Source organism: Mycobacterium sp. SMC-19, from assembly GCF_045310815.1.
Lineage (GTDB): Bacteria > Actinomycetota > Actinomycetes > Mycobacteriales > Mycobacteriaceae > Mycobacterium.
Genome location: NZ_JBJIAM010000003.1, coordinates 174,791 through 196,779 on the forward strand (window position 1 = coordinate 174,791; position 21,989 = coordinate 196,779).

Below are 21,989 nucleotides of genomic sequence, written 5' to 3' on the forward strand. Positions count from 1 at the left end.
ACTCGACAAGCCGTTACTCACAGCACGGTCTCCTTCCGGGATGTCCCAGCACGGCAAAATATACTCACTGGTATCTGTGATGCCAATAGGTATCGAAGAATCTGTGGGACAATTCGCGCCATGGTGGAGCAGTGGACGCGCGAACGCCGGCTGGAGCGCACGCGGTCGCTGTTGCTGGACGCGGCCGAGGAAGTGTTCGCTGAAAAGGGCTTCACCACGGCGACTCTCGATGACATCGCCCAGGCTGCCGGCTACACCAAGGGCGCCATCTACAAGCACTTCGCGGCCAAGGATGAGCTCTTCCTGGCGGTCAGTGATCGGTACTGGCGCCGGTACTTCGAGAACTTCGCCGAGGTGATGGCGAACGCCACGAAGGTCGGGGTGCGAGAGCTCGACGACATCGCCGAGCGCTGGCAACGACTGAGCCGAGACCGGGGTGCCGAGCATGCCGCGCTTGGGTACGAGTTCACGCTGTACCTGCTGCGCAACCCCGAAGCGCGCGAGCGCGTCGCAGCCAAGCGGGCCGAGGTCGTTGAGCAGTTGGCGAAGTTCATCGTCGAGGGCGTCCAACGGCTCGGGGGATCGCTGCTGATCCCAGCCCTCACCTTGGCGCAGGTGTTGGTCGCCACCAGCGACTCCGCCGTGTTGGCGAGCGAGCTCGACGGCATCGATCTGTATCGGCCGGTGGTGGCGATGTACGTCGCGATGATCAAGTTGCCCTGACGTTGCCCTGCGGTCTGAATATCCGACACTTGAGATCAATGACAAGTACTTGATAATATCGCCACGAGGCTGTTTAGGGTTGCGGTTCGCCGATCGACGCCGAAGGGGATGCAATGACCACAGGGGTGCCGCAGCGGGTTGCCGTGGTCACCGGTGGAGGCTCGGGCATGGGCGAGGCCACCTGTCACGAACTGGGTCGGCGCGGTTATCGAGTCGCCGTTCTCGACGTCAATAGCCAAGCCGCGCAGCGGGTTTCCGATGACCTGCGAGGCGGCGGAATGACTGCGCTGGGCGTCGAGGCCGACGTCACCGATCGGGCCGCCGTCGACGAGGCCTTCGCCAAAGTGCGCAGCGAACTCGGCCCGGTCGCCGCACTGGTCACCAGTGCCGGACTCTTCGGCTACTGTGCCTTCGCCGACATCACCGAAGAGGCCTGGGCGCGGATCATCGACGTCAATCTGACCGGCACCTTCCACTGCTGCCAGGCCGCACTGCCGGACATGGTCGCTGCCGGGTGGGGTCGCATCGTGATGATCTCCTCGTCCAGCGCCCAGCGCGGCTCGCCGTTCGCCGCGCACTACGCGGCGTCCAAAGGGGCGGTCATCACCCTGACCAAATCGCTGGCGCGCGAATATGCCGCCCAAGGCATCACGGTCAACAACATCCCGCCGTCGGGTATCGAGACTCCGATGCAGCATCAGGGTCAAGCGGCCGGATACCTGCCGCCGAACGAACAGATCGCCGCCAGCATCCCGATGGGCCGGCTGGGCAGCGGCGCGGACATCGCCGCGGCCGTCGGGTTCCTGTGCTCGGAGGAGTCCGGCTTCATCACCGGCCAGGTACTCGGTGTCAACGGAGGGGCGGTGTTGTGACAGAACAATCTTCGGCGCGATCGGGCCGGACTCCCGAGGGCTCGTGGACGGAGCACTACCCGGAATTGGGCACCGGCCCGATCTCGTTCGCCGACTCCACGTCGGATGAGTTCTTCGAGCTCGAACGCGAAGCGGTGTTCAAGCGCGCCTGGCTCAATGTCGGCCGCGTCGAGGAACTGCCCGAACGCGGCAGCTATGCCACCAAGGAGATCGAAGCCGCCCGGGCCTCCGTCCTGCTGATCAACACCACCCTCGGAATCGCGGCCTTCCACAACGTCTGCCCGCGGTGCGCGACCAAGCTGGTCTGGAACGATTTCCCGGATCGCGAGACCGCCGGACAGGGCGAGGTGATCACCTGCAAGCGCTGCCGGCGGACGCACAAATTCGAGGGTGCCGAAACCGCCGCCCTGGTCCCGGTGCACTGCGACATCTGGAACGGCTTCATCTTCGTCAACCTCGACGCCGAGCCGCGTCAGGGCCTGCGGGAATTCCTCGGGCCGATGATCACCGGCCTCGACGGCTACCCGTTCGAGAAGCTGACCGAACGCTATGACTGGGTGGCCCACAACAACAGCAACTGGAAGATCTTCGCCGACGCGTTCCAGGAGTACTACCACGTCCCGGCGCTGCATTCCCAGCAAGTGCCGGCCCAAGTCCGGGTGCCCGGTGCCGGATTCACCTGCGGCCATTTCCAACTCGACGGCCCGCACCGACTTGTCTCCACCGCCGGCCGGCGCCGATGGCTGCTGCCCCCGGAGTACATGTACCCGATCGAGCGGGCCACCCGCAGCGGGCTGGTCGGCCCCTGGGAGACACCCGACATCGGTGAACTGCCGGACGGACTGAACCCGGGTGGCATCGAACCGTGGGGGATCAGCAACTTCCAGATCTTCCCCAACACCGAGATCCTGATCTACGGCGGCTGGTACCTGCTCTACCGGTACTGGCCCACCTCCCACAGCACCCACCGGTTCGAGGCCCACACCTACTTCCATCCGGCCCGCACGGTGCGTGAACGCATCGAGCACGAGGTGGCGTCGGTGGTACTCAAAGAGTTTGCGTTGCAAGACGCCGGCATGCTTGGCGGTACCCAGGCCGCGCTGGAGTACGGCATCGTCGACGACTTCCCGCTGGGCGATCAGGAGATCCTGGTGCGGCATCTGCACAAGGTGGTCGCCGACTGGGTGGACGGCTACCGGCGCGAGCGTGCCGGCGTGGGAGCGGCGCAATGACCGGCCCACGGCTGCCCAGCGCGTTCGCCGAACTGGAGAGTTTCGCCGAAACCTGGTGCTTGCCAACAGAAACCGAACGCTTCAATCAAAGACTGGCCAGCACCATCGGTGAGCTTAGGCAGTTCTACGACGCGTTCTTTCCGCGCCTGGAAGACGCGATCGAGCACTGCGACAAGTTCGCGCTGGACGAACTTCCCGAGGACGCCCTCAATTTGCTGCACCTGATCTATTCGCTGGTGATGGTGGCGATGGCGGTGGAGATCATGGGCCAGCCCACCCCCGTCGACGCCGCCGACGCCGTCATGGTCCGCACCGGCTGGCCGCTTCCGTAGCGGTCACAGGCGCGAAAAACCCTTGTCAGAAAGGATCAGGCCGATGAGTCTGCTCACCATCAACAAGCTGACGTCCTCGGTCGGTGCCGAGGTGCTCGGCGTCGACCCGAGGCAGCTAGCTGCCTCGGAAGATCAGGATAGCCTCGGTGCCGCGGTGCTCGAGGCGTTGGAAGACAACGGCGTCCTGGTCTTCCGCGGCCTGCATATCGACCCCCGCGCCCAGGTCGGGTTCTGCGGGCGCCTCGGCAGTGTCGACTACTCCGCGGACGGCCACCACGAGGTCGCGGGCATCTACCCGGTCACGCTGAACCGCGCCAAGAACTCCTCGGCGAGCTACCTGCGCGCCACATTCGACTGGCACATCGACGGCTGCACGCCGACCGGCGACGAGTACCCGCAGAAGGCCACTGTGCTCTCGGCGGTGCGGGTCGCCGAGCGAGGCGGCGAGACCGAATTCGCCAGCTCGTATGCCGCCTACGACCTGCTCACCGATGACGAGAAGCAGCGCTTTCGCACGCTGCGTGTGGTCCACTCGCTGGAGGCTTCCCAGCGGCGGGTCACCCCGGATCCGTCACCGGAAGAGCTGGCCCGGTGGCGGGCCCGGCCCACCCACGAACATCCGCTGGTGTGGACGCATCGCAACGGCCGCCGGTCACTGGTGCTGGGCGCATCCGCCGACTACGTCGTCGGGATGGACCTCGACGAGGGGCGCGCACTGCTGGCTGAATTGCTCACGCGCGCCACCGTTGCCGGCCGGGTCTATCGTCACCACTGGTCGGTGGGCGACACCGTCATCTGGGACAACCGTGGCGTACTGCATCGGGCCGCTCCCTATGACCCCGATTCCCCCCGGGAGATGCTGCGCACCACGGTGCTCGGTGACGAGCCCATCCGGTGAGTGCGGTTATCGGAGGAGATGACATGACCGACTTGTCAACGGAGAGCGAGCTGTTCGTCGCCACTGCGCGCGCATTCCTGGACAAGACCGCGGCGCTGAGCGACTACCGCGACCTGCACGCCCGGGGTCAGTCCTATGACGCGGTCTGGTGGCGGCAGGCGGCCGAGCTGGGCTGGGCCGGGCTGCTGGTGCCCGAGGAGCTCGGCGGCGGCAGCGTCTCGGGCTGCGGCCTGCGTGACCTGGCCGCGATCGCCACCGAGATCGGGCGCACCGTCGCGGCCGGGCCGCTGAACCCGGTCAGCGTGGTGCTGGCCGGTCTCGTCGACGCCGACAACCGGGACACTCACGCGCAGAGCATCGCGGCGTTGATCTCGGGGGAGATCGTGGCAACCTGGGCCTGCGACGAACCCGGCCGGGGCTTTCGTCCCCAGCACCCGGGCCTGACCGCGACCAGCATCCCCGGCGGCTACCGGCTCAACGGAGTCAAAGATCGGGTGGAGGCCGGCGACCGGGCGGACCTGGTGCTGATCGGCGCGCGCACCGACGACGGCGTGCTGCGCCAGTTCCTGGTCCGCACCGATAGCGCCGGAGTGCGGGTGGCGCCGCAGCCCGGGATCGATCTGGTGAAGCAGTACGCGCGCATCGAATTCAGCGATACCGACGTCGACGCGTCCGCGGTGGTCGGCACCGCGGCACAGACCGGTGCGCTCATCGACCGGCAGACCCAGGTCGCGATCGCGCTGGTGTGCGCCGAAACCGCCGGGATCCTGGACGCCGTCATGACCATGACGGTGACGTGGGCCCGCGACCGGTACAGCTTCGGCAGGCCGCTGGCCTCCTACCAGGCGATCAAACACCGGCTCGCCGACATGACCATGTGGCTGCACGCCTGCCGCGCGATCACCGCCGGCGCCGTGGACAAGGTGGCCGCGCGTGACTCCGGCGCCGCCATGTGGGCCGGCGCCGCCAAGTCCTATCTGGGCGAACATGCCGGTCGGCTGATTCAGGAGTGCGTGCAACTGCACGGCGGAATCGGGGTCACCTGGGAACACGACCTGCACCTGTATCTACGTCGGGCCACCCTGTACCGGAACCTGCTCGGCACCCCCGCCGAGCACCACCAGGCCATCTACGCGGCCGCCAGCAGCACGGAGCCCGCCGCATGACCGAGCCAACCGTCGAAGCGTTTGCCGCGTCGGCCCGCGACTGGCTGGCCGCCAACATGCCGCGCCTGGACCCGCAGCACCCCCCGCGCAACGGGCGCGACGACGACGGGGCCTGGCAACGCGCCCGCGAACTGCAGGGACGGCTGTACGACGGCGGCTTCGCCGGGATCTGCTTCCCCCGCGAATACGGCGGGCTCGGCCTGGACCTGCGCTACCAGAAGGCCTTCGACGCCGAATCCGCCGGCTATGAGATGCCGCTGATCCTCAACGTCCCGACGTTCACCATCTGCTGCGCCACCCTGCTCGACACCGGCACCGAGGAACAGAAGCGCCGCCACATCCGCGCCGCGCTGCGCGGCGACGAGGTGTTGGTGCAGCTGCTCTCGGAGCCCAGCGGCGGATCCGATCTAGCCGGCCTGATCACCCGCGCCGAGCGCGACGGCCAGGACTGGGTGGTCGGCGGGGCCAAGACGTGGAGCACCAGCGCGTTCGCCGCCGACTTCGGGCTGCTGCTGGCCCGCACCGATTCGACGGTGCCCAAGCACGACGGGCTGACGATGTTCCTGGTGCCGATCGACGCACCCGGCGTCACGCTGCGCCGCATCGAGCAGGTCGACGGCTCCAACGAGTTCTGCGAAGAGTTCTTCGACGGGTTGCGGCTCGGGGCCGACACGGTGGTCGGTGAGGTCAACAAGGGCTGGGATGTCGCGTCCCGGCTGCTCTACCACGAGCGCCGGGCGGTCGGGCAGGGCTCGGAGTTCGCCAGTGGACGCGGCCCCGAACGCACCGAGATGGCCGCCGGCGACTTCCTGACTTTGGCGCACGACGCCGGCACCGCGGACGACCCGCTCACCCAGGACCAGATCGGCCGGGTCCTTGCTCGGCGGATGGTGCGCGACAAGCTCATCGACTACGCCGGTCGCGGCATGCGCAGTGGTGAGCTGCCGCCCGCCGCGGCCTCGATCATCCGGCTGTTCCATTCCGACGTGACCTATTTGGAGGTCGACACCGCGATGGCGGTCGCCGGCCCGTTGGGAGTGGTGGATGACGAGGCGCACCTGCTCAGAGCAGGTCGGCGGTACCTGTCACGGCAGACCGTGGGGCTCGGTGGTGGCAGCGACGAGATGGCCCGCAACGTCATCGCAGAACGGGTCCTGGGCCTGCCCCGCGAGTACGCCGCCGACCGAGGTGTGCCGTTCAACCAGGTGCGCCACAACCGGCTCTGAGCCCGTAACGTCGAGCGCGATACCGTCCGCGGTCGGCGACCGGTAGCCTTTAGCGCGATGACCTCAGCAGAATCAAGCTCCCAGGGCGTTACCTACGCATCGGCAGGAGTGGACATCGACGCCGGTGACCGGGCCGTCGAACTGTTCAAACCTTTGGCCGCCAAGGCCACCAGGCCGGAGGTGCGGGGTGGCCTCGGCGGCTTCGCCGGCCTGTTCGCCCTGCGCAACGACTACCGTGAGCCGCTGTTGGCGTCCTCCACCGACGGCGTGGGCACCAAGCTGGCGATCGCCCAGGCGCTGGACAAGCACGACACCGTCGGCATCGACCTGGTCGCCATGGTCGTCGACGACCTGGTGGTGTGCGGCGCCGAGCCGCTGTTCCTGCAGGACTACATCGCCGTCGGCCGCACCGTCCCGGAACGCGTCGCCGCGATCGTCGCCGGTATCGCCGAAGGCTGTGTGCAGGCCGGCTGCGCGCTGCTGGGCGGGGAGACCGCCGAGCACCCCGGTCTGATGGAGCCCGATCACTACGACATCTCCGCGACCGGTATCGGCGTGGTGGAGGCCGACGATGTGCTCGGCCCCGAACGGGTCCGTCCCGGCGACGTACTGATCGCCATGGGTTCTTCGGGCCTGCATTCCAACGGCTATTCACTGGCCCGTGCGGTGCTGCTGGACATCGACCGGATGAACCTGGCCGGCCATGTCGAGGAGTTCGGCCGCACCCTGGGCGAGGAACTGCTGGAACCGACCCGCATCTACGCCAAGGACTGCCTGGCGCTGGCTGCCGAGACTCAGGTGCGGACCTTCTGCCACGTGACCGGCGGCGGATTGGCCGGCAACCTGGCCCGCGTCATCCCCGACGGGCTGATCGCCGAGGTGGACCGTGGCACTTGGACGCCGGCTCCGGTGTTCGCGATGATCGCCCAGCGTGGACGGGTGAGTCGCGCGGAGATGGAGAAGACGTTCAACCTGGGCGTCGGCATGGTTGCCGTCGTCGCGCCGGAGGACACCGACCGCGCGCTGGCAATCCTGACTGCCCGCCACGTCGACTGCTGGCCGCTCGGCACAGTGGCCAAGCCGGGGAAGAACGCGGAACCGGGAGACGGGGCAAGGCTGGTCGGGGAGCACCCGAGGTTCTAGGCCCTATCGGGTCTGCCGAGCCCCATCAGGTCCGGTCAGGACCGGCGGTACGCCTGGGCGCTCAACGGCGCCAGTCGTCGTCGCCGTTCCAGGAGTCGTCACCCTCGGAGTCGTTGACCTCAGACCCGGCCAGCTCACGCTGAAGCCGATTGAAATCGGTCGACGGTGAGCTGTACTTCAGATCCCGAGCAACCTTGGTCTGTTTCGCCTTAGCCCGGCCGCGGCCCATGGGGGACCCCCTCGCGCAATAACGGAGCGGCCCCACGTGCAGGCGGCTCCGATCTGAATGTGTTTATTGTCCTGCCGACAGCTTACCGTGCCGATCGCGGAGGTGCCGACCTGCCCTGCGCCGGTGTGACCACTATCAAAGCCGGCCCCGCAGCCGGTCGACGGCGAGCCGGCCTGCGCCCCGCTCATCCGGCGGCGGCATCGATTCCGGGTCGATCACCGCACTGACCTCGGAGTCGGCGCCGGTCAGCAGCGGGGTGTCGGCCGGGAGTCCGCGTTTGAGCAGCGCCAGCGCGATCGGACCCAGCTCGAAGTGGTCCACCACCGTGCCCAGCCGGCCCACCGAGCGCCCGCCCGAGGTGACCGGGTCTCCGGTCGAGGGCCGGTCCACCGAGCCATCCAGGTGCAGCAGCACCAGCATCCGGGGAGGCTTACCCAGGTTGTGTACCCGGGCTACGGTCTCCTGCCCGCTGTAGCACCCCTTGTCCAGGTGCACCGCGCCGACGCCGGGCCCGCCGATCCAGTTCAGCTCGTGCGGAATGCTGCGCTCGTCGGTGTCCACACCCAGTCGCGGGCGTCGCGCCGCCACCCGGTCGGCTTCGTAGGCCCATATCCCGGCGGGGCGCACCCCGGCCTGGGTCAGCCGGCGCTGCCACTCGCTCTTGTCGGCGCGCGGCACCAGCAATTCCAGCGCGTCGTGGCCGGGGGTTCGTCGCAGGAAACCCTCGGAATCTCCGAGCGGCACCGCGGTAGCCCCGGGCGCAGCGGCCAGTCCCAGTGCGTCGAGGACAGCCGGGGCATCCCGGCCGGGACCCAGCAGCGACAGCACCGCAAGATCCGCCGGCTCGATGCTCACGTCGGCCCAGAACACCATCCTGCGCAGATGCTCGGTCAGGGGCTCGCCCCGCCACGGCTCGGTGTCGAGGAAGGTCCGCTCGGCGAGCTCGGTCTGGATCCAGTGATTCTGGATGTGGCCCTTGGCATCCAAGGTCAGATTCTCGGTGCTGGCGCCGTCGGGAAGATCGGCGACGTGCTGGGTGCACAGGGTGTGCAGCCACGTCTTGCGTTCCGCGCCGCCCAGCGCCAGCACCGCCCGGTGGGACCGATCCACCAACACCGCTGCGGTTTCCGCGCTGCGCTGTTCGCCGAACGGGTCGCCGTAATGCCAGATGGCGCCCACGTCGGGGCCGGAATCGGGTGCGGGGACGGCGGACACGTGTCAACTCTACGGAGCCGCTACGCTCACGGTCCATGGCAGCGGAGGCCGATGTGCAAGACAGCGTCGTGACGATCGTCACCGTGGGCGGCGGACCCGCTGCGGCCGGCACGCCGCTGCTGCACGCCGACGACCTGGCGGCGCTGCGCGGCGACGGGGTTTTCGAGACCCTGCTGGTGCGCAACGGTGCCCCCTGCCTGCTCGACGCCCACCTGCGACGGCTGGCGCGCTCCGCCGAGCTGATGGACCTGCCGACCCCGGACCTGGGTGACTGGCGCCGTGCCGTCGAGCGGGCGGTGCGGCAGTGGGCCGGGGCGGGCGAAGGCGCGCTGCGGATGATCTACAGCCGGGGCCGAGAAACCGGTTCGGCACCAACCGCATACGTGATGCTGACCCCGCTGCCGGAACGCATCGCGGCGGCCCGCCGTGAGGGCTTGACGGTGGTGACCCTGGACCGCGGTCTGTCGGCGCAGGGGCTGGAGCTACCGTGGCTGCTGGCCGGCGCCAAGACGCTGTCCTACGCGGTAAACATGGCGGCGCTGCGGTATGCCGCGAAACAGGGCGCCGACGACGTCATCTTCATCAGCTCCGACGGCTACGTCTTGGAAGGTCCCCGCTCCACGGTGGTGCTGGTGGAACCCGGACGGCTCATCACTCCGCCGCTGTCGCACCCGATCCTGCGCGGCACCACCGCCGAGGCGCTGTTCGACGTGGCCCGCGGCGCGGGCTACGACTGCGAATACGCCCCGTTGCGGCCGGCGGATCTCGCTGCGGCGCAAGATGTCTGGCTGGTGTCCAGCATCACCCTGGCCGCGCGGGTGCATACCCTCGATGGCCGGGTGCTGCACCCGCGGGTGTCCGAGGAGGAATTCGCCGGACTGGTCGACACCGCAATCGGCCGCTGAAGGCCCACTGAAGGGCCGACTGACAGCATTGACTCTGCGGCTATGGCGCAAAAGTGCGAGAAGCCTGCGCCCTCAGTGCAGAGTCAACGCAAGGGGTCAGCCGATGAAGCGTGACAACCGGGCCGACAGGTGCGGCACCAGCTCGCCGTCGGCGTTCACCCGCTCCTCGACGTAGGCCAGGTCACCGTCCTCGACGATCCCGTAAAGCCGTTTGGCCCCGCCGATCAGCGCCCCCGATTTGCTGCGCGCCAGCGCGTCGGTGACCAGCTCCCAGGAGGCCGGCCCGTGTGGACGCCCGTAGAACAGCTCCACGTAGCCGGTGGAGTGCGCCAGCAGCAGTTCGATGGCCTGCGTTTCGTCCGGGTCGTCCGGATCGTCCACGAACCGCCAGAAGCCGGTTTCGCGCAGGGCCGGTTGGTGCGACTCGTCGTCGTCGGACAGCTGCCAGGACCGCGCTTCCCAGTTCAGGTAGTCGCCGCCGTCGTGGGACACCACGATCTGCTGACCGAACCGGTAGTCGCCGTGCGCGCCGTGACCCACGCCTTCACCACGCCACACCCCGACCAACGGCAACAGTGCCAGCAGGGCGTCGTGCAGGTTCGCACCCTCGCGCAGGTTGGCGGTATCGGTGAACGGCAGGTCGTCAAAGACCGGAATGTTGCGTGCCGCGGTCGCCTTGGCACGTTCCGCGGCGGCGGCTACCGCGCGGTCGCCGGAACCCCGGTCGACCTGACGCTCGCCGCCATCCGGTGTGCCCCCGTCGGAGGCACTCACATTTCGTCGGTAATCAGCCGATACAGCGTGTACAGCGCGAACCAGGTGATCAGGCCAGTCGCCGCCACCAGCATCAACTCGAAGAACAACACCACGGGAGGAAGTCTAGCGGCGTTCGCAAGGCCGGCGGAGCCGGGTGCAGCGGGACTTGGTCATCCGAGCCATCGGGTAGTCGTCAGGCGACTTTGATGTCGACCTCGTGGATGCCCGCCCCGGAGGGCGTCACCACGGCGTCACCGTTACCGGCCGCGGACAGCGCACGCACCCTCCAGGCACCTGGAGCGGCGAAGAACCGGAAGTCACCGGTGGCCGAGGCGACCACCTCAGCGGTGAACTCGTCCGAGGAGTCCAGCAGTCGGACGAACGCACCCCCGACGGACGCACCGGAGCTGTCCACCACGCGACCGGTGATGACGGTCTCCTTCTCCAGGTCGACGTTGGCAGGCAGGGCGAGCCCTTGCTTGGGTCCAGAGCACATATCAGCTTCCCAATTCGATCGGGGCGCCCACCAGGGAGCCGTATTCCATCCAACTACCGTCGTAGTTCTTCACGTTGTTATGTCCGAGCAGCTCACGCAGCACGAACCAGGTGTGCGACGAGCGCTCACCGATACGGCAATAGGCGATGGTCTCCTTGTGACCATCCAGGCCGGCGTCGGCGTACAGCTTGGCCAGCTCCTCGTCGGACTTGAAGGTGCCGTCCTCGTTGGCGGCACGGCTCCACGGCACGTTGATCGCACTCGGGACGTGGCCGCGCTGCTGGCTCTGCTCCTGAGGAAGGTGCGCCGGAGCCAGGATCTTGCCGGAGAACTCCTCGGGGGAGCGCACATCGACGAGGTTCTTGGTGTTGATCGCCGCCACCACCTCGTCGCGGCGGGCCCGCAGCGATTCGTCCAGCGGCTTGGCGGAGTAGGAGGTGGCGGGCCGGCTGACGGCTTCACTCGACAACGGACGCCCGCCGAGCTCCCACTTCTTGCGGCCGCCGTCGAGCAGCTTGACGGACTCGTGTCCGTAGAGCTTGAAGTACCAGTAGGCGAAGGCGGCGAACCAGTTGTTGTTGCCGCCGTAGAGGATCACGGTGTCGTCATTGGCGACGCCGCGCTCGGAGAGCAGCTTGGAAAACGCGGCCTCGTCGATGACATCGCGGCGTACCGGGTCCTGCAGGTCCTTGCGCCAGTCCAGCCGGATTGCGCCCGGGATGTGGTTGATGTCATAGACGCTGGTGTCTTCGTCGACTTCGATGAACACGGTGTTGGGCGCGTCGAGATTGCTCTCCGCCCAGTCGGTGGAGACCAGGACGTCCGAGCGTGCCATGGTGGGAATCCTTCCAGTTGCTTCGGGGAGAATGCTGTGAGTTATGCCGTGGACGGCCGCAGGCGCACGACGAGCGGGTAGAGCTGGCAGCCCAGACAGATTCCGAAGGCGGCGTTGAGGAAGGCGGCGGCCAGCGCAAACGCCGTCGCGATCAGGCCGACCGCCGGGGCGAAGGCGAGGCCGGCGACCCCGATCAGGGCGAATACCAGGCCGACGAGCTGCGCGAAGCGCAGTGGCGCGACCGGCTCACGCTCGGTGACCGGCCCGAGTCGTGGCGCCACCAGTCGGGCGAACAGCAATCCGTAGGGGTGGCGGCGGGGGCCCAACGCCGTGCCGACCGCGAACACGACGGCCTGGGCGGCCAGCAACGCGGCCGCGCCCAGGGGGCTGAACTGCGAGATCAGCAGGACGGCCACCAGTACGGCGGTGGTGATCCAGGCGGTGAACCGGGGACCCCGGACATCTACCTGTGTGGTGTCGGTGTTGGGCATGAATGCTCCTGGCTGTCGTGGCGAGTGGCTGGTGGAGACATGCCACGGCTTCCCGGGCGCTCCGATAGCGACGCGAAAACGCGCGTCTCAGCGACAACGACAACAACAGCAGCCCGCGGTGCGGCACAGGTCAACTGCGCGGCGCTTGGTGAGCACAAGCTCAAGGCGGGCGAACACGACGTACAGCCTACCCAACGCAGGGGTGGTCAAGCCAACAGAGGCTCCAGCGCAGAACGCAGGTCCGCCGACGTCGGGACACCGGCGGCACGGTAGCGCTGGCGCCCTTCGGTGTCGAAAATCACCGTGGTCGGCAGTGACAGCACCGAGAACCTGCGCGCGGCTTCGGGGTTGGCGTCGATGTCGATCTCGTGATGGGGGACGCCTCCGAGGTCATCGCAGACCTTTTCGACCACACGGCGTACGCCGGCGCACGGTCCGCACCACGGCGCGGAGAAGTGCACCACCGCCGGTCGCCCGACTTCCACCCCTAGAAGGGCGGCATCGGAGGCGGCGTTGGCGTTATCGCCGGTGCCCGGGTCGGGCAGTTCCCGCAACACTCCGGCTCGTCGGTTCAGCCACCATCCGATCGCGCCGGCGAACACCAGGGCGGCAACGATCGCAAGGATGCTCATCGCGGGCGGAACTCCGGCAGTGTGACGGTCAGGTCGTCGGCGATGCCCTCGATGATCACATCGGAGCCGCGGGCGCCTTGGCTGGTCGGTACCAACCCGAACGGCAGCCGCTGCTGGGGCAGGCTGCCGCGGAACGCGGTGAGCACCGCGGCGCGCTGCTCTTCGGGCACACTCTGGTCGGCGGTGTCCGGGCCGGTGAGGACGCCCGTCGGGGTGATGACCAACGTGGTGTGGTCCGGTCCGGCGATCGACAGATCCACGGCAACGCTCACCCGCTTGCCGAAACCCGCTGGCGTGCCGGTGAATACCAGCCCGTGGTTGCTGGAGATTCCGGACTCGGTGGTGCCGCCCGTGTTGTCGTTGGTCTCCGCCGGCGGGGCTTCCACCATCAGGTCGCGGATGCCCAAGTAGCGGCCCAAATGCACAGAACCGATGATAATCCGGCTCTCCAGCCGGGCTACCGGGATCGGGGCGTCCGGCCGGAACCGCCAGGTGGCCTCGGTCAGGTCGACCGAGTGCATGGTGGCTTCCAGCATCGACTTGCCGATCATCGGCTGCTCGACGGCCGAGGCCTTGATCTCGACCTCGTCGTAGTGGTCGCGTCGCGCCTGCGGCAGGAACGGGAAGCCCAGAATCGCCACGAACGGGTCCGCGTGGAGGTCTGTGGCTTTGCGTACCGACCGGGACAATTGGTACTCGGCGTAGACGCTGGCTCCGAAATCGACGCCGACAGCCACCACAACCAGGGCCGCGATCGCGGCCGACATACCGATAAGCACCCTGCGCACTCGGTCATTCTGGCAGGTCGCACGCTATCGTTAGATCACCTGGGACGCTGGAGGGCCTCTATTGGAGCTACTGCTGTTGACCGCTGACCTGCACCCTGACGCGGTGCTGCCGTCGCTGTCCCTGCTGGCACACACCGTGCGGACGGCGGCGCCAGAGGTTTCTGCGCTGCTTGAGGCCGGTTCGGCCGAGGTGGTTCTGGTCGACGCACGCACCGATTTGGCCGCGGCCCGCGGACTGTGCCGGCTGCTGAGCGCCACCGCGGGATCGGTCCCGGTGGTCGCCATCGTGACCGAGGGTGGACTGGTGGCGGTCAACGCCGAGTGGGGCATCGACGAGATCCTGCTTCCTGGTACCGGGCCCGCCGAGACAGATGCCCGATTGCGGCTGCTGACCGGGCGTCACGGTGCACCGGCCGCCGAGCAGGCCTCGGGTCAGACCAAGCTCGGCGAGCTGGTGATCGACGAGGGCACCTACACCGCAAGGCTGCGGGGCCGTCCGCTGGACCTGACCTACAAGGAGTTCGAGCTGCTGAAGTACCTCACCCAACACGTCGGTCGGGTCTTCACCCGGGCGCAGTTGTTGCAAGAGGTCTGGGGCTACGACTTCTTCGGCGGTACGCGCACGGTCGACGTGCACGTCCGGCGGTTGCGCGCCAAGCTCGGGCCGGAATACGAGTCGCTGATCGGCACCGTCCGCAACGTCGGCTACAAGGCGGTCCGGCCGGTGCGTGGTCACTCCGCGGCCACTTCCGACGACGACGCGGACGACGACGTGGTCGAGGACCTCGACGGCGCCGACGGCGGCGCGCCCGAGCCGCTGACCAGGCAGTGACCGCCCCGCAGTGGCATGCCGCACTGACCGATGACGAGCAGCGCCAGATCCGTGAGCTGATCACTGCCGCCGGTGACCACGACGGCGTCGCGCCGGTGGGGGAGCAGGTACTGCGGGAACTCTCGGCAACCCGCACCCAGCATCTGGTCGTCGCTGACGGCGCAACCGTGCTGGGCTACCTGAACCTGGCCGCCGGCACGGAGGACGCCGCGCCGATGGCGGAGCTGGTGGTGGCGCCGCGCGCCCGGCGGCGTGGCATCGGGGCGGCGATGGCCCGCGCCGCGCTGGCCAGAACCGACGGCGGTGCCCGGTTCTGGGCGCACGGCACCCTGCCGGCCGCCCAGTCCACGGCCGAGGCGCTGGGCCTCGCCACGGTGCGCGAGCTGCTGCAGATGCGCCGATCGCTGCGGGGGGTGCCCGAGCCGACGGTTCCGTCTGGGGTGACGATTCGCACCTATGCGGGCCCGGACGACGACGCCGAACTGCTGCGGGTCAACAACGCCGCGTTCTCCTGGCATCCGGAGCAGGGCGGCTGGACGGCGGAGGACCTGGCGCAGCGCCGCGCAGAGGCGTGGTTCGATCCGGCCGGTCTGTTTCTGGCGTTCGACGGACCCGTGCTGCTGGCGTTTCACTGGACCAAGATCCACACCGGCAAACCGGGCGCCGAACGCGCCGGGGAGGTCTACGTGGTGGGAGTCGATCCGGCCGCCCAGGGCCGCGGTCTGGGCCGGGTACTGACCGAGATCGGCCTGGTCTACCTGGCGGACCGGCTTGCTGATGTCGTGGAGCCGATTGTGCTGCTGTACGTCGAGGCGGACAACACCGCGGCATTGCGCACCTACCAGCAATTGGGCTTCGACGTGCACAGTGTCGACACCGCTTACGCCGCTGCGGACCAGCTTTGAGTCGGCACCGGAATCTATTCACCGCCCGTTCATCTGGCATGTGGTTGCCATCCATAAGTGCCGCATACGTTCCCGGAGAGATTTGAACCGGAAGCGAGAAAGCGAGAACTGATGAAACGCACAAAGGCGGGTCTTGCGCTGGTAGCGGCCGCGATGACCGGTCTGGCGCTCAGTGGCTGCGGCAGCGATGACAACAACGCAAGCCCGGCAGGCACTGGAACCACCTCGGGTAAAGCCGACTCCGCTGAGTGCGCCGGTAAGAGCACGCTGACCGCTGAGGGATCGACCGCTCAGCAGAACGCGATCGCCGTGTTCAACCAGGTGTGGGGCAAAGAGTGCGCGGGCAAGAACCTGTCCTACAACCCGACCGGGTCGGGCGCGGGCCGCGAGCAGTTCATCGCCGGGCACGTCGACTTCGCCGGTTCGGACTCGCCGCTGAGCGAAGCGCAGGTCGCCGAGGCGGCCGACCGGTGCGGCCAGAACCCGGCATGGCATCTGCCGCTGGTGTTCGGCCCGGTCAGCATCGCCTACCACCTCGACGGGGCGGAGAACCTGGTCCTCAACGGTGACGTGCTGGCCCGGATCTTCAGCGGAGCCATCACCAGCTGGAACGATCCCGCACTGGTGGCCCTCAACCCGGGCCAGGAGCTGCCGGCCATCGCCATCACCCCGATCTACCGGTCGGACTCGTCGGGCACCACCGACAACTTCCAGAAGTACCTCAGCGCCGCGGCGCCGCAGGCCTGGACCAAGGGCGAAGGCAGCGAATTCCAGGGTGGCGTCGGTGAGGGCGCGCAGAAGTCGGCCGGGGTCGTGCAGGCGGTGCAGAGCACTCCTGGTGCCATCGGCTACGTCGAGAAGGGCTTCGCCGACCAGGCCAACCTGCGGTCGGCGATGATCGACTCGGGCTCCGGGGTGGTCGCCGCAACCGACGAATCGGCCGGTGTGGCGATCCAGTCGGCCGGATTCGTCTCCGAGGACAGCAACGACATGCGGCTGGACCTCAGGTCGCTTTACGGCACCAAGCAGGCCGCTGCCTACCCGCTAGTCTTGGTGACCTATGAGATCGTCTGTTCCAAGGGCTATGACCCCGACACGTCGGCGGCCGTGAAGTCCTTCTTGAAGACGGCCTCCACCAGCGGCCAGGACGAACTGTCGTCCGCCGGTTACGTTCGGCTGCCGGACCAGTTGAAACGGCGCTTGAGTGCCGCCATCGACGCGATCCAGTAGCCGCCATGCCGCAAGCGATGAGGGGGTGTCAGGCATCGCCGACTCGTCTGTGTCCGCGCCTGCGTCGACGCCGTCGGTGACCCCGACGGCGGTGCGTTCCACCGGGAGCCGCCTGCAAGATCGGCTGTTCCGTCTGGTCGCAGAAGGCTCCGGGGTGCTGATCATCGTCTTGATCAGCGCCGTCGGGGGCTTCCTCCTGTTGCGGGCGATACCGGCGTTGCAGCGCAACCGTGAGAACTTCTTCACCTACGGCGGCAGTTGGATCACCACCAACACCTCCGCCATGCACTTCGGCATCGCGGAGATGCTGCAGGTGACGGTGTTCGTCTCAGTGTTCGCCCTGCTGCTGGCCATGCCGGTCGCTCTGGGCGTCGCGGTCTATCTCGCCGAATACGCGCCCCGGCGGCTCGTAGGGCTCCTGGGCTACCTGGTTGAACTGCTTGCTGCCGTGCCGTCGATCATCTACGGAGCGTGGGGCCTGTATGTGCTGGCCCCGCAGTTGCGCGGCACGGCGCTATGGCTCAACGAGCATCTCGGTGGATTCTTCCTGTTCGCCGACGGCAACGCGTCGGTGGCGGGCGGCGGCACCATCTTCACCGGGGGAATCGTGCTGGCGGTGATGATCCTGCCGATCATCACCGCGGTCACCCGCGAGGTGCTGGCACAGACCCCGCGCGGCCAGGTCGAGGCCGCCCTGGCGCTGGGCGCGACGCGCTGGGAGGTGGTCAAGATGGTGATGCTGCCGTTCGGCCGCTCCGGCTACATCAGCGCCGCCATGCTGGGCTTGGGGCGCGCGCTCGGTGAGACGGTGGCATTGCTGATCATCCTGCGCTCCACCCAGAAGGCGTTCAACTGGTCGCTGTTCGACGGCGGTTCCACCTTCGCCACCAAGATCGCGGCCACCGCATCGGAATTCAACGATCAATACAAGGCGGGTGCCTACATCGCCGCCGGGTTGGTGCTGTTCGTGCTGACGCTTATCGTCAACGCGCTGGCGCGCGTCGCGATCACTCAGAAGGTGCATTCATGACCGCGTTGCTGGACCGGCCCGTCAAGCTGCGCACGTTTGCCGGGGTAGGCCTGCGCCGCCGGGTGGCCAATTCCATTGCGACGGTGTTGGTCACCTCCGCGATGGCGTTGGCGTTGGTGCCGCTGGTATGGGTGATGTACTCGGTCTTCGACTTCGGTTTCGGTGCGGTCAGTACCAGTTCCTGGTGGACCCACTCGCAGGCCGGCATGACGGCGTTCGTGGCCGGCGGCGGTGCCTACCACGCGATCATCGGGACGTTGCTGCAAGGACTGCTGTGCGCGGCCATCTCGATCCCGATCGGGATCTTCGTCGCGATCTATCTGGTCGAATACGGGGCCGGTACCCGACTGGGCAAGCTCGCGACCTTCATGGTCGACATCCTGACCGGCGTGCCGTCGATCGTCGCAGCGCTGTTCGTCTACGCGCTGTGGGTGGCCACCTTGGGATTTCACCGCTCGGGTTTCGCGGTGTCACTGTCGTTGGTGCTGCTGATGGTGCCGGTGATCGTGCGAGCGACTGAGGAGATGCTGCGGATCATTCCGATGGACCTGCGCGAAGCCAGCTATGCGTTGGGCGCACCGAAGTGGAAGACCATCACCAGCATCGTGATTCCGACCGCCCTGTCCGGCATCGTCACCGGGATTCTGTTGGCGCTGGCCCGGGTGATGGGCGAGACCGCACCGCTGCTGATCCTGGTCGGCTATTCCCAGGCCATCAACTTCGACATGTTCCACGGCTTCATGGGGTCGCTGCCCGGAATGATGTATGACCAGACGTCGGCCGGGGCGGGTGCCAGCGCGGTTCCCACGGATCGTCTCTGGGGCGCCGCGCTGACGCTCATCCTGCTGATCGCGATACTCAATGTCGCGGCCAGGTTCGGGGCGCGCATCTTCGCCCCCAAGAAGTTCTAGACCAGTCTCGACAACCAGCGCGTAGCGGTGGGCGAACAAGGAGAGCTGCACGGTGGCTAAAAGGTTGGATCTCACCGACCTCAACATCTATTACGGGTCGTTTCACGCTGTGGCGGACGTGTCGCTGTCGGTCCCGCCGCGAAGTGTCACCGCGTTCATCGGTCCCTCCGGATGCGGCAAGTCGACCGTGCTGCGCACGCTCAACCGGATGCACGAGACCACCCCCGGGGCCCGAATCGAGGGTTCGGTGCTGCTCGACGGCGAGAACATCTACCGCCCCGGAATCGACCCGGTGGGGGTTCGTCAAGCCGTCGGAATGGTGTTTCAGCGCCCGAATCCTTTCCCCACCATGTCCATTCGCGACAACGTGGTAGCAGGTCTCAAGCTGCAGGGAATCCGCAACCGCCGCACGCTCGAAGAAACCGCGGAGTTCTCCCTGCGCGGGGCGAACTTGTGGAACGAGGTCAAGGACCGGCTGGACAAGCCCGGTGGTGGGCTCTCGGGTGGTCAGCAGCAGCGACTGTGCATCGCGCGAGCCATCGCGGTGCAACCGGACGTGCTGCTGATGGACGAGCCCTGCTCGGCGTTGGACCCGATCTCGACGATGGCCATCGAAGAGCTGATCTCCCAGCTCAAGCAGGACTACACCATCGTCATCGTCACCCACAACATGCAGCAGGCGGCGCGGGTGAGTGACCAGACGGCCTTCTTCAACCTGGCCGATGTCGGCAAACCCGGCCGGCTGATCGAGATCGACGGGACCGAGAAGATCTTCTCCAACCCGAGCTTCAAGGAAACCGAGGACTACATCTCTGGCCGCTTCGGTTAGGCGAGCCACACTCGGCGGCTAACCGGCTGGGGCGCAGCGTATTTCAGGCAGCAGCTGAAGGATCTGCGCGGCGCGAGTTGCTGGCGCGCAACCCGGATCTGAAGGTGATCATCACCCTCGGCCGCCATCGAACCCCGGCGCTTCGCGGCCTACCTCGGCAGACCCGGTGCTTTTCTCCACATTGCAGGACTTCAGATCGTGGCTAGGCTGGCGCGCAGATCGTTGCTCCAAGAAGGTCTGGGCCGTCGGACATTGCGGCCGGGACAGGTTGAGTCGAGTAAGGAGAAGGCTGCCAGTGGCCAAACGGTTGGACCTGAGCGACGTCAACATCTATTACGGGTCGTTTCACGCGGTCGCCGAGGTGACATTGTCGGTGCCGCCACGCAGCGTCACCGCGTTCATCGGCCCATCGGGCTGCGGCAAGTCGACGGTGCTGCGCACGCTCAACCGGATGCACGAAGTCATCCAGGGCGCGCGGGTTGAGGGCTCGGTGCTGCTGGACGGCGAGGACATCTACCAACCCGGTATCGACCCGGTGGGGGTTCGTAAGGCCATCGGGATGGTGTTTCAGCGTCCAAACCCGTTTCCCACCATGTCGATCCGCGACAACGTGGTCGCCGGGTTGACGCTGCAGGGGGTGCGCAACCGCAAGTTGCTTGACGAGACCGTCGAACAGTCCCTGCGCGGGGCGAACTTGTGGAATGAGGTCAAGGATCGGCTGGACAAGCCCGGTGGTGGGCTCTCGGGTGGTCAGCAGCAGCGACTGTGCATCGCGCGAGCCATTGCGGTGCAGCCGGACGTGCTGCTGATGGACGAGCCCTGCTCGGCGTTGGACCCGATCTCGACGATGGCCATCGAAGAGCTGATCTCCCAGCTCAAGCAGGACTACACCATCGTCATCGTCACCCACAACATGCAGCAGGCGGCGCGGGTGAGCGATCAGACGGCCTTCTTCAACCTGGAGGCCGTCGGTAAACCCGGCCGATTGGTCGAGATCGACGGGACCGAGAAAATTTTCTCTAATCCGAGACTTAAGGAAACCGAGGACTACATCTCGGGCCGTTTTGGCTGACCTATTACCGGGTCCGGCTACCGTGTGGTTTCCACGCTGACTGCCGAAGGAGCGCCGTTGAGGATCAACCGATTCGGTATCGTCTCGAGTCTGCTGGCAGCCGTACTGCTGATGGTAACGGCCTGCGGTGGTGGCGAATCGTCGTCGGCCTCAGGGTCGGGCTCCTCAGCGGTGCAGTGCGGTGGCAAGCAGAAACTGACCGCGAGCGGCTCGACGGCCCAGGCGCACGCGATAGAACAGTTCGTCTATGCCTACATCCGGGCCTGCCCGGACTACACCCTGGACTATCGGGCCAACGGATCCGGCAACGGCATCGCCGAATTTGCCAGTGGGCAAACCGAATTGGCCGGGTCAGACTCGCCGCTCGACCCGTCGAACGGTGAGCCGCAGCGGGTGGCAGCGCGGTGCGGTTCGGCGCCCTGGCATCTGCCGACGGTCTTCGGACCGATTGCCGTGACCTACAACATCGGCGGCGTCAACGAACTCGATCTGGACGGGCCCACGGTGGCCAAGATCTTCAACGGCACCATCACCAAGTGGGACGACCCCGCGCTGAAAGCTCTCAACAAGGACGCGGCGCTGCCCGCCGAGCCCATCCACGTGGTGTTCCGCAGCGATGCCTCCGGAACCACCGACAATTTCCAGAAGTACCTCGACGTCGCCTCGGACGGCTCCTGGGGGCGCGGCGTGGGCAAGGCCTTCAACGGTGGTACCGGTGTCGGAGCGGCCGGCAACGACGGCACCTCGGCGCTGTTGCGAAGCACCGAGGGGTCGATCACCTACAACGAGTGGTCCTATGCGGTGGGGCGCGAGCTCAACATGGCCCAGATCGTCACATCGGCGGGCCCGCAACCGGTGACCATCTCTGTCGACTCGGTGGATAAGACCATCGCCGGAGCCAAGTTCAGCGGTGCCGGCAACGATCTGGTGGTGGATACCTCGTCGTTCTACAAACCGACCGTGGCGGGCGCCTACCCGATCGTGCTGGTGACCTATGAGATCGTCTGCTCCCAGTACCCCGACCCAGCGACGGCGCAAGCGGTCAAGGCGTTCATGCAGGCGGCGATCGGCGACGGACAGCAGGATCTGGACCAGTACGGCTACATTCCCCTGCCCCCGGAATTCACGTCGAAATTGAAGACCGCGGTCGACGCTATTTCTTGATCGTCGAGATCTGCGGCGATCCATTTTCGCTGGTAATCTTTGGTTAATCTTCTGTTCACGCAACAGTTGATCGAATG

General features: G+C 67.1%; 26 protein-coding genes. 17 read left to right on the forward strand and 9 right to left on the reverse strand.

The annotated features are described in order from the left end of the window. Window positions 1–120 precede the first annotated feature (120 nt). From ACJH5R_RS08325 to purM, 8 genes are all read left to right on the forward strand, one after another. Window positions 121–723 carry a TetR/AcrR family transcriptional regulator gene (locus ACJH5R_RS08325; RefSeq protein WP_406760038.1) on the forward strand — a complete coding sequence of 201 codons (603 nt, stop codon included), beginning with the start codon at window positions 121–123 and terminating at the stop codon, window positions 721–723. A 113-nt stretch (window positions 724–836) separates the two neighbouring features. Next, window positions 837–1,595 (forward strand): SDR family NAD(P)-dependent oxidoreductase, encoded by a 759-nt coding sequence (locus ACJH5R_RS08330; RefSeq protein ID WP_406781742.1) that lies wholly within the window; start codon window positions 837–839, stop codon window positions 1,593–1,595. Continuing rightward, window positions 1,592–2,827, forward strand: coding sequence for an SRPBCC family protein (locus ACJH5R_RS08335; RefSeq protein ID WP_406781743.1), 1,236 nt, complete (start codon window positions 1,592–1,594; stop codon window positions 2,825–2,827). Before ACJH5R_RS08330 ends, ACJH5R_RS08335 begins: the two co-directional genes overlap by 4 nt. Then, a complete protein-coding gene (locus ACJH5R_RS08340; protein ID WP_406760035.1) occupies window positions 2,824–3,159 on the forward strand; it encodes a hypothetical protein in 336 nt (111 codons plus the stop codon). Before ACJH5R_RS08335 ends, ACJH5R_RS08340 begins: the two co-directional genes overlap by 4 nt. A 43-nt stretch (window positions 3,160–3,202) precedes the next feature. Continuing rightward, window positions 3,203–4,057 carry a TauD/TfdA dioxygenase family protein gene (locus tag ACJH5R_RS08345; RefSeq protein WP_406781744.1) on the forward strand — a complete coding sequence of 285 codons (855 nt, stop codon included), beginning with the start codon at window positions 3,203–3,205 and terminating at the stop codon, window positions 4,055–4,057. 23 nt (window positions 4,058–4,080) lie between these two features. After that, window positions 4,081–5,223 (forward strand): acyl-CoA dehydrogenase family protein, encoded by a 1,143-nt coding sequence (locus tag ACJH5R_RS08350; RefSeq protein ID WP_406781745.1) that lies wholly within the window; start codon window positions 4,081–4,083, stop codon window positions 5,221–5,223. After that, entirely contained in the window at window positions 5,220–6,449 is a 1,230-nt protein-coding gene (locus ACJH5R_RS08355) for an acyl-CoA dehydrogenase family protein (RefSeq protein ID WP_406781746.1), read from the forward strand. Before ACJH5R_RS08350 ends, ACJH5R_RS08355 begins: the two co-directional genes overlap by 4 nt. Before the next feature lie 57 nt (window positions 6,450–6,506). Beyond that, window positions 6,507–7,592, forward strand: coding sequence for a phosphoribosylformylglycinamidine cyclo-ligase (gene purM / locus ACJH5R_RS08360; protein WP_406760031.1), 1,086 nt, complete (start codon window positions 6,507–6,509; stop codon window positions 7,590–7,592). A 61-nt stretch (window positions 7,593–7,653) separates the two neighbouring features. On the opposite strand, the gene ACJH5R_RS08365 is transcribed toward purM, so the two are convergent. Then, window positions 7,654–7,821 (reverse strand): DUF3073 domain-containing protein, encoded by a 168-nt coding sequence (locus ACJH5R_RS08365; protein ID WP_406760030.1) that lies wholly within the window; start codon window positions 7,819–7,821, stop codon window positions 7,654–7,656. A gap of 135 nt (window positions 7,822–7,956) precedes the next feature. Further along, window positions 7,957–9,036 carry a YgfZ/GcvT domain-containing protein gene (locus ACJH5R_RS08370; RefSeq protein WP_406781747.1) on the reverse strand — a complete coding sequence of 360 codons (1,080 nt, stop codon included), beginning with the start codon at window positions 9,034–9,036 and terminating at the stop codon, window positions 7,957–7,959. 35 nt (window positions 9,037–9,071) lie between these two features. Here ACJH5R_RS08370 and ACJH5R_RS08375 point away from each other — a divergent pair, with 35 nt between their 5' ends. Beyond that, window positions 9,072–9,941 (forward strand): aminodeoxychorismate lyase, encoded by an 870-nt coding sequence (locus ACJH5R_RS08375; RefSeq protein ID WP_406781748.1) that lies wholly within the window; start codon window positions 9,072–9,074, stop codon window positions 9,939–9,941. 96 nt (window positions 9,942–10,037) lie between these two features. On the opposite strand, the gene ACJH5R_RS08380 is transcribed toward ACJH5R_RS08375, so the two are convergent. From ACJH5R_RS08380 to lmeA, 7 genes are all read right to left on the reverse strand, one after another. Next, a complete protein-coding gene (locus ACJH5R_RS08380; protein ID WP_406760027.1) occupies window positions 10,038–10,715 on the reverse strand; it encodes an FABP family protein in 678 nt (225 codons plus the stop codon). A 175-nt stretch (window positions 10,716–10,890) separates the two neighbouring features. Continuing rightward, window positions 10,891–11,193 carry a DUF1416 domain-containing protein gene (locus ACJH5R_RS08385; RefSeq protein ID WP_406760026.1) on the reverse strand — a complete coding sequence of 101 codons (303 nt, stop codon included), beginning with the start codon at window positions 11,191–11,193 and terminating at the stop codon, window positions 10,891–10,893. A 1-nt stretch (window position 11,194) separates the two neighbouring features. Further along, a complete protein-coding gene (locus tag ACJH5R_RS08390; protein ID WP_406760025.1) occupies window positions 11,195–12,028 on the reverse strand; it encodes a sulfurtransferase in 834 nt (277 codons plus the stop codon). Between the two features lie 41 nt (window positions 12,029–12,069). After that, window positions 12,070–12,519 (reverse strand): DUF4395 domain-containing protein, encoded by a 450-nt coding sequence (locus tag ACJH5R_RS08395; RefSeq protein ID WP_406760024.1) that lies wholly within the window; start codon window positions 12,517–12,519, stop codon window positions 12,070–12,072. An 87-nt stretch (window positions 12,520–12,606) separates the two neighbouring features. Beyond that, window positions 12,607–12,696, reverse strand: coding sequence for an Ms5788A family Cys-rich leader peptide (locus ACJH5R_RS08400; RefSeq protein ID WP_369797625.1), 90 nt, complete (start codon window positions 12,694–12,696; stop codon window positions 12,607–12,609). Window positions 12,697–12,725: 29 nt separating this feature from the next. Next, window positions 12,726–13,151, reverse strand: coding sequence for a thioredoxin family protein (locus ACJH5R_RS08405; protein WP_406760023.1), 426 nt, complete (start codon window positions 13,149–13,151; stop codon window positions 12,726–12,728). Next, window positions 13,148–13,939 carry a mannan chain length control protein LmeA gene (gene lmeA / locus ACJH5R_RS08410; protein ID WP_406760022.1) on the reverse strand — a complete coding sequence of 264 codons (792 nt, stop codon included), beginning with the start codon at window positions 13,937–13,939 and terminating at the stop codon, window positions 13,148–13,150. The genes ACJH5R_RS08405 and lmeA overlap by 4 nt, the downstream gene beginning before the upstream one ends. A gap of 61 nt (window positions 13,940–14,000) precedes the next feature. On the opposite strand from lmeA, the gene ACJH5R_RS08415 reads away from it, so the two are divergent. The 8 genes from ACJH5R_RS08415 (at window position 14,001) to pstS (ACJH5R_RS08450) (ending at window position 21,912) form a co-directional block, all read left to right on the forward strand. Then, window positions 14,001–14,771, forward strand: a complete 771-nt coding sequence (locus ACJH5R_RS08415) for a winged-helix domain-containing protein (RefSeq protein WP_406760021.1) — start codon at window positions 14,001–14,003, stop codon at window positions 14,769–14,771. Next, complete coding sequence (gene mshD, locus ACJH5R_RS08420; protein ID WP_406760020.1) at window positions 14,768–15,676, forward strand: mycothiol synthase; 909 nt, start codon at window positions 14,768–14,770, stop codon at window positions 15,674–15,676. The genes ACJH5R_RS08415 and mshD overlap by 4 nt, the downstream gene beginning before the upstream one ends. Window positions 15,677–15,787: 111 nt before the next feature. Further along, window positions 15,788–16,906, forward strand: coding sequence for a phosphate ABC transporter substrate-binding protein PstS (gene pstS / locus ACJH5R_RS08425; protein WP_406760019.1), 1,119 nt, complete (start codon window positions 15,788–15,790; stop codon window positions 16,904–16,906). Between the two features lie 49 nt (window positions 16,907–16,955). Further along, a complete protein-coding gene (pstC, locus tag ACJH5R_RS08430) occupies window positions 16,956–17,936 on the forward strand; it encodes a phosphate ABC transporter permease subunit PstC (RefSeq protein WP_406760018.1) in 981 nt (326 codons plus the stop codon). Continuing rightward, window positions 17,933–18,847 carry a phosphate ABC transporter permease PstA gene (gene pstA, locus ACJH5R_RS08435; protein ID WP_406760017.1) on the forward strand — a complete coding sequence of 305 codons (915 nt, stop codon included), beginning with the start codon at window positions 17,933–17,935 and terminating at the stop codon, window positions 18,845–18,847. The genes pstC and pstA overlap by 4 nt, the downstream gene beginning before the upstream one ends. Before the next feature lie 52 nt (window positions 18,848–18,899). Beyond that, window positions 18,900–19,676 (forward strand): phosphate ABC transporter ATP-binding protein PstB, encoded by a 777-nt coding sequence (gene pstB / locus ACJH5R_RS08440; protein WP_406781749.1) that lies wholly within the window; start codon window positions 18,900–18,902, stop codon window positions 19,674–19,676. Window positions 19,677–19,971: 295 nt separating this feature from the next. Further along, on the forward strand, window positions 19,972–20,748 hold the full coding sequence (pstB, locus tag ACJH5R_RS08445; protein WP_406760015.1) for a phosphate ABC transporter ATP-binding protein PstB: 777 nt from the start codon (window positions 19,972–19,974) through the stop codon (window positions 20,746–20,748). Window positions 20,749–20,805: 57 nt separating this feature from the next. After that, a complete protein-coding gene (gene pstS, locus ACJH5R_RS08450) occupies window positions 20,806–21,912 on the forward strand; it encodes a phosphate ABC transporter substrate-binding protein PstS (RefSeq protein WP_406760014.1) in 1,107 nt (368 codons plus the stop codon). Window positions 21,913–21,989 lie beyond the last annotated feature (77 nt).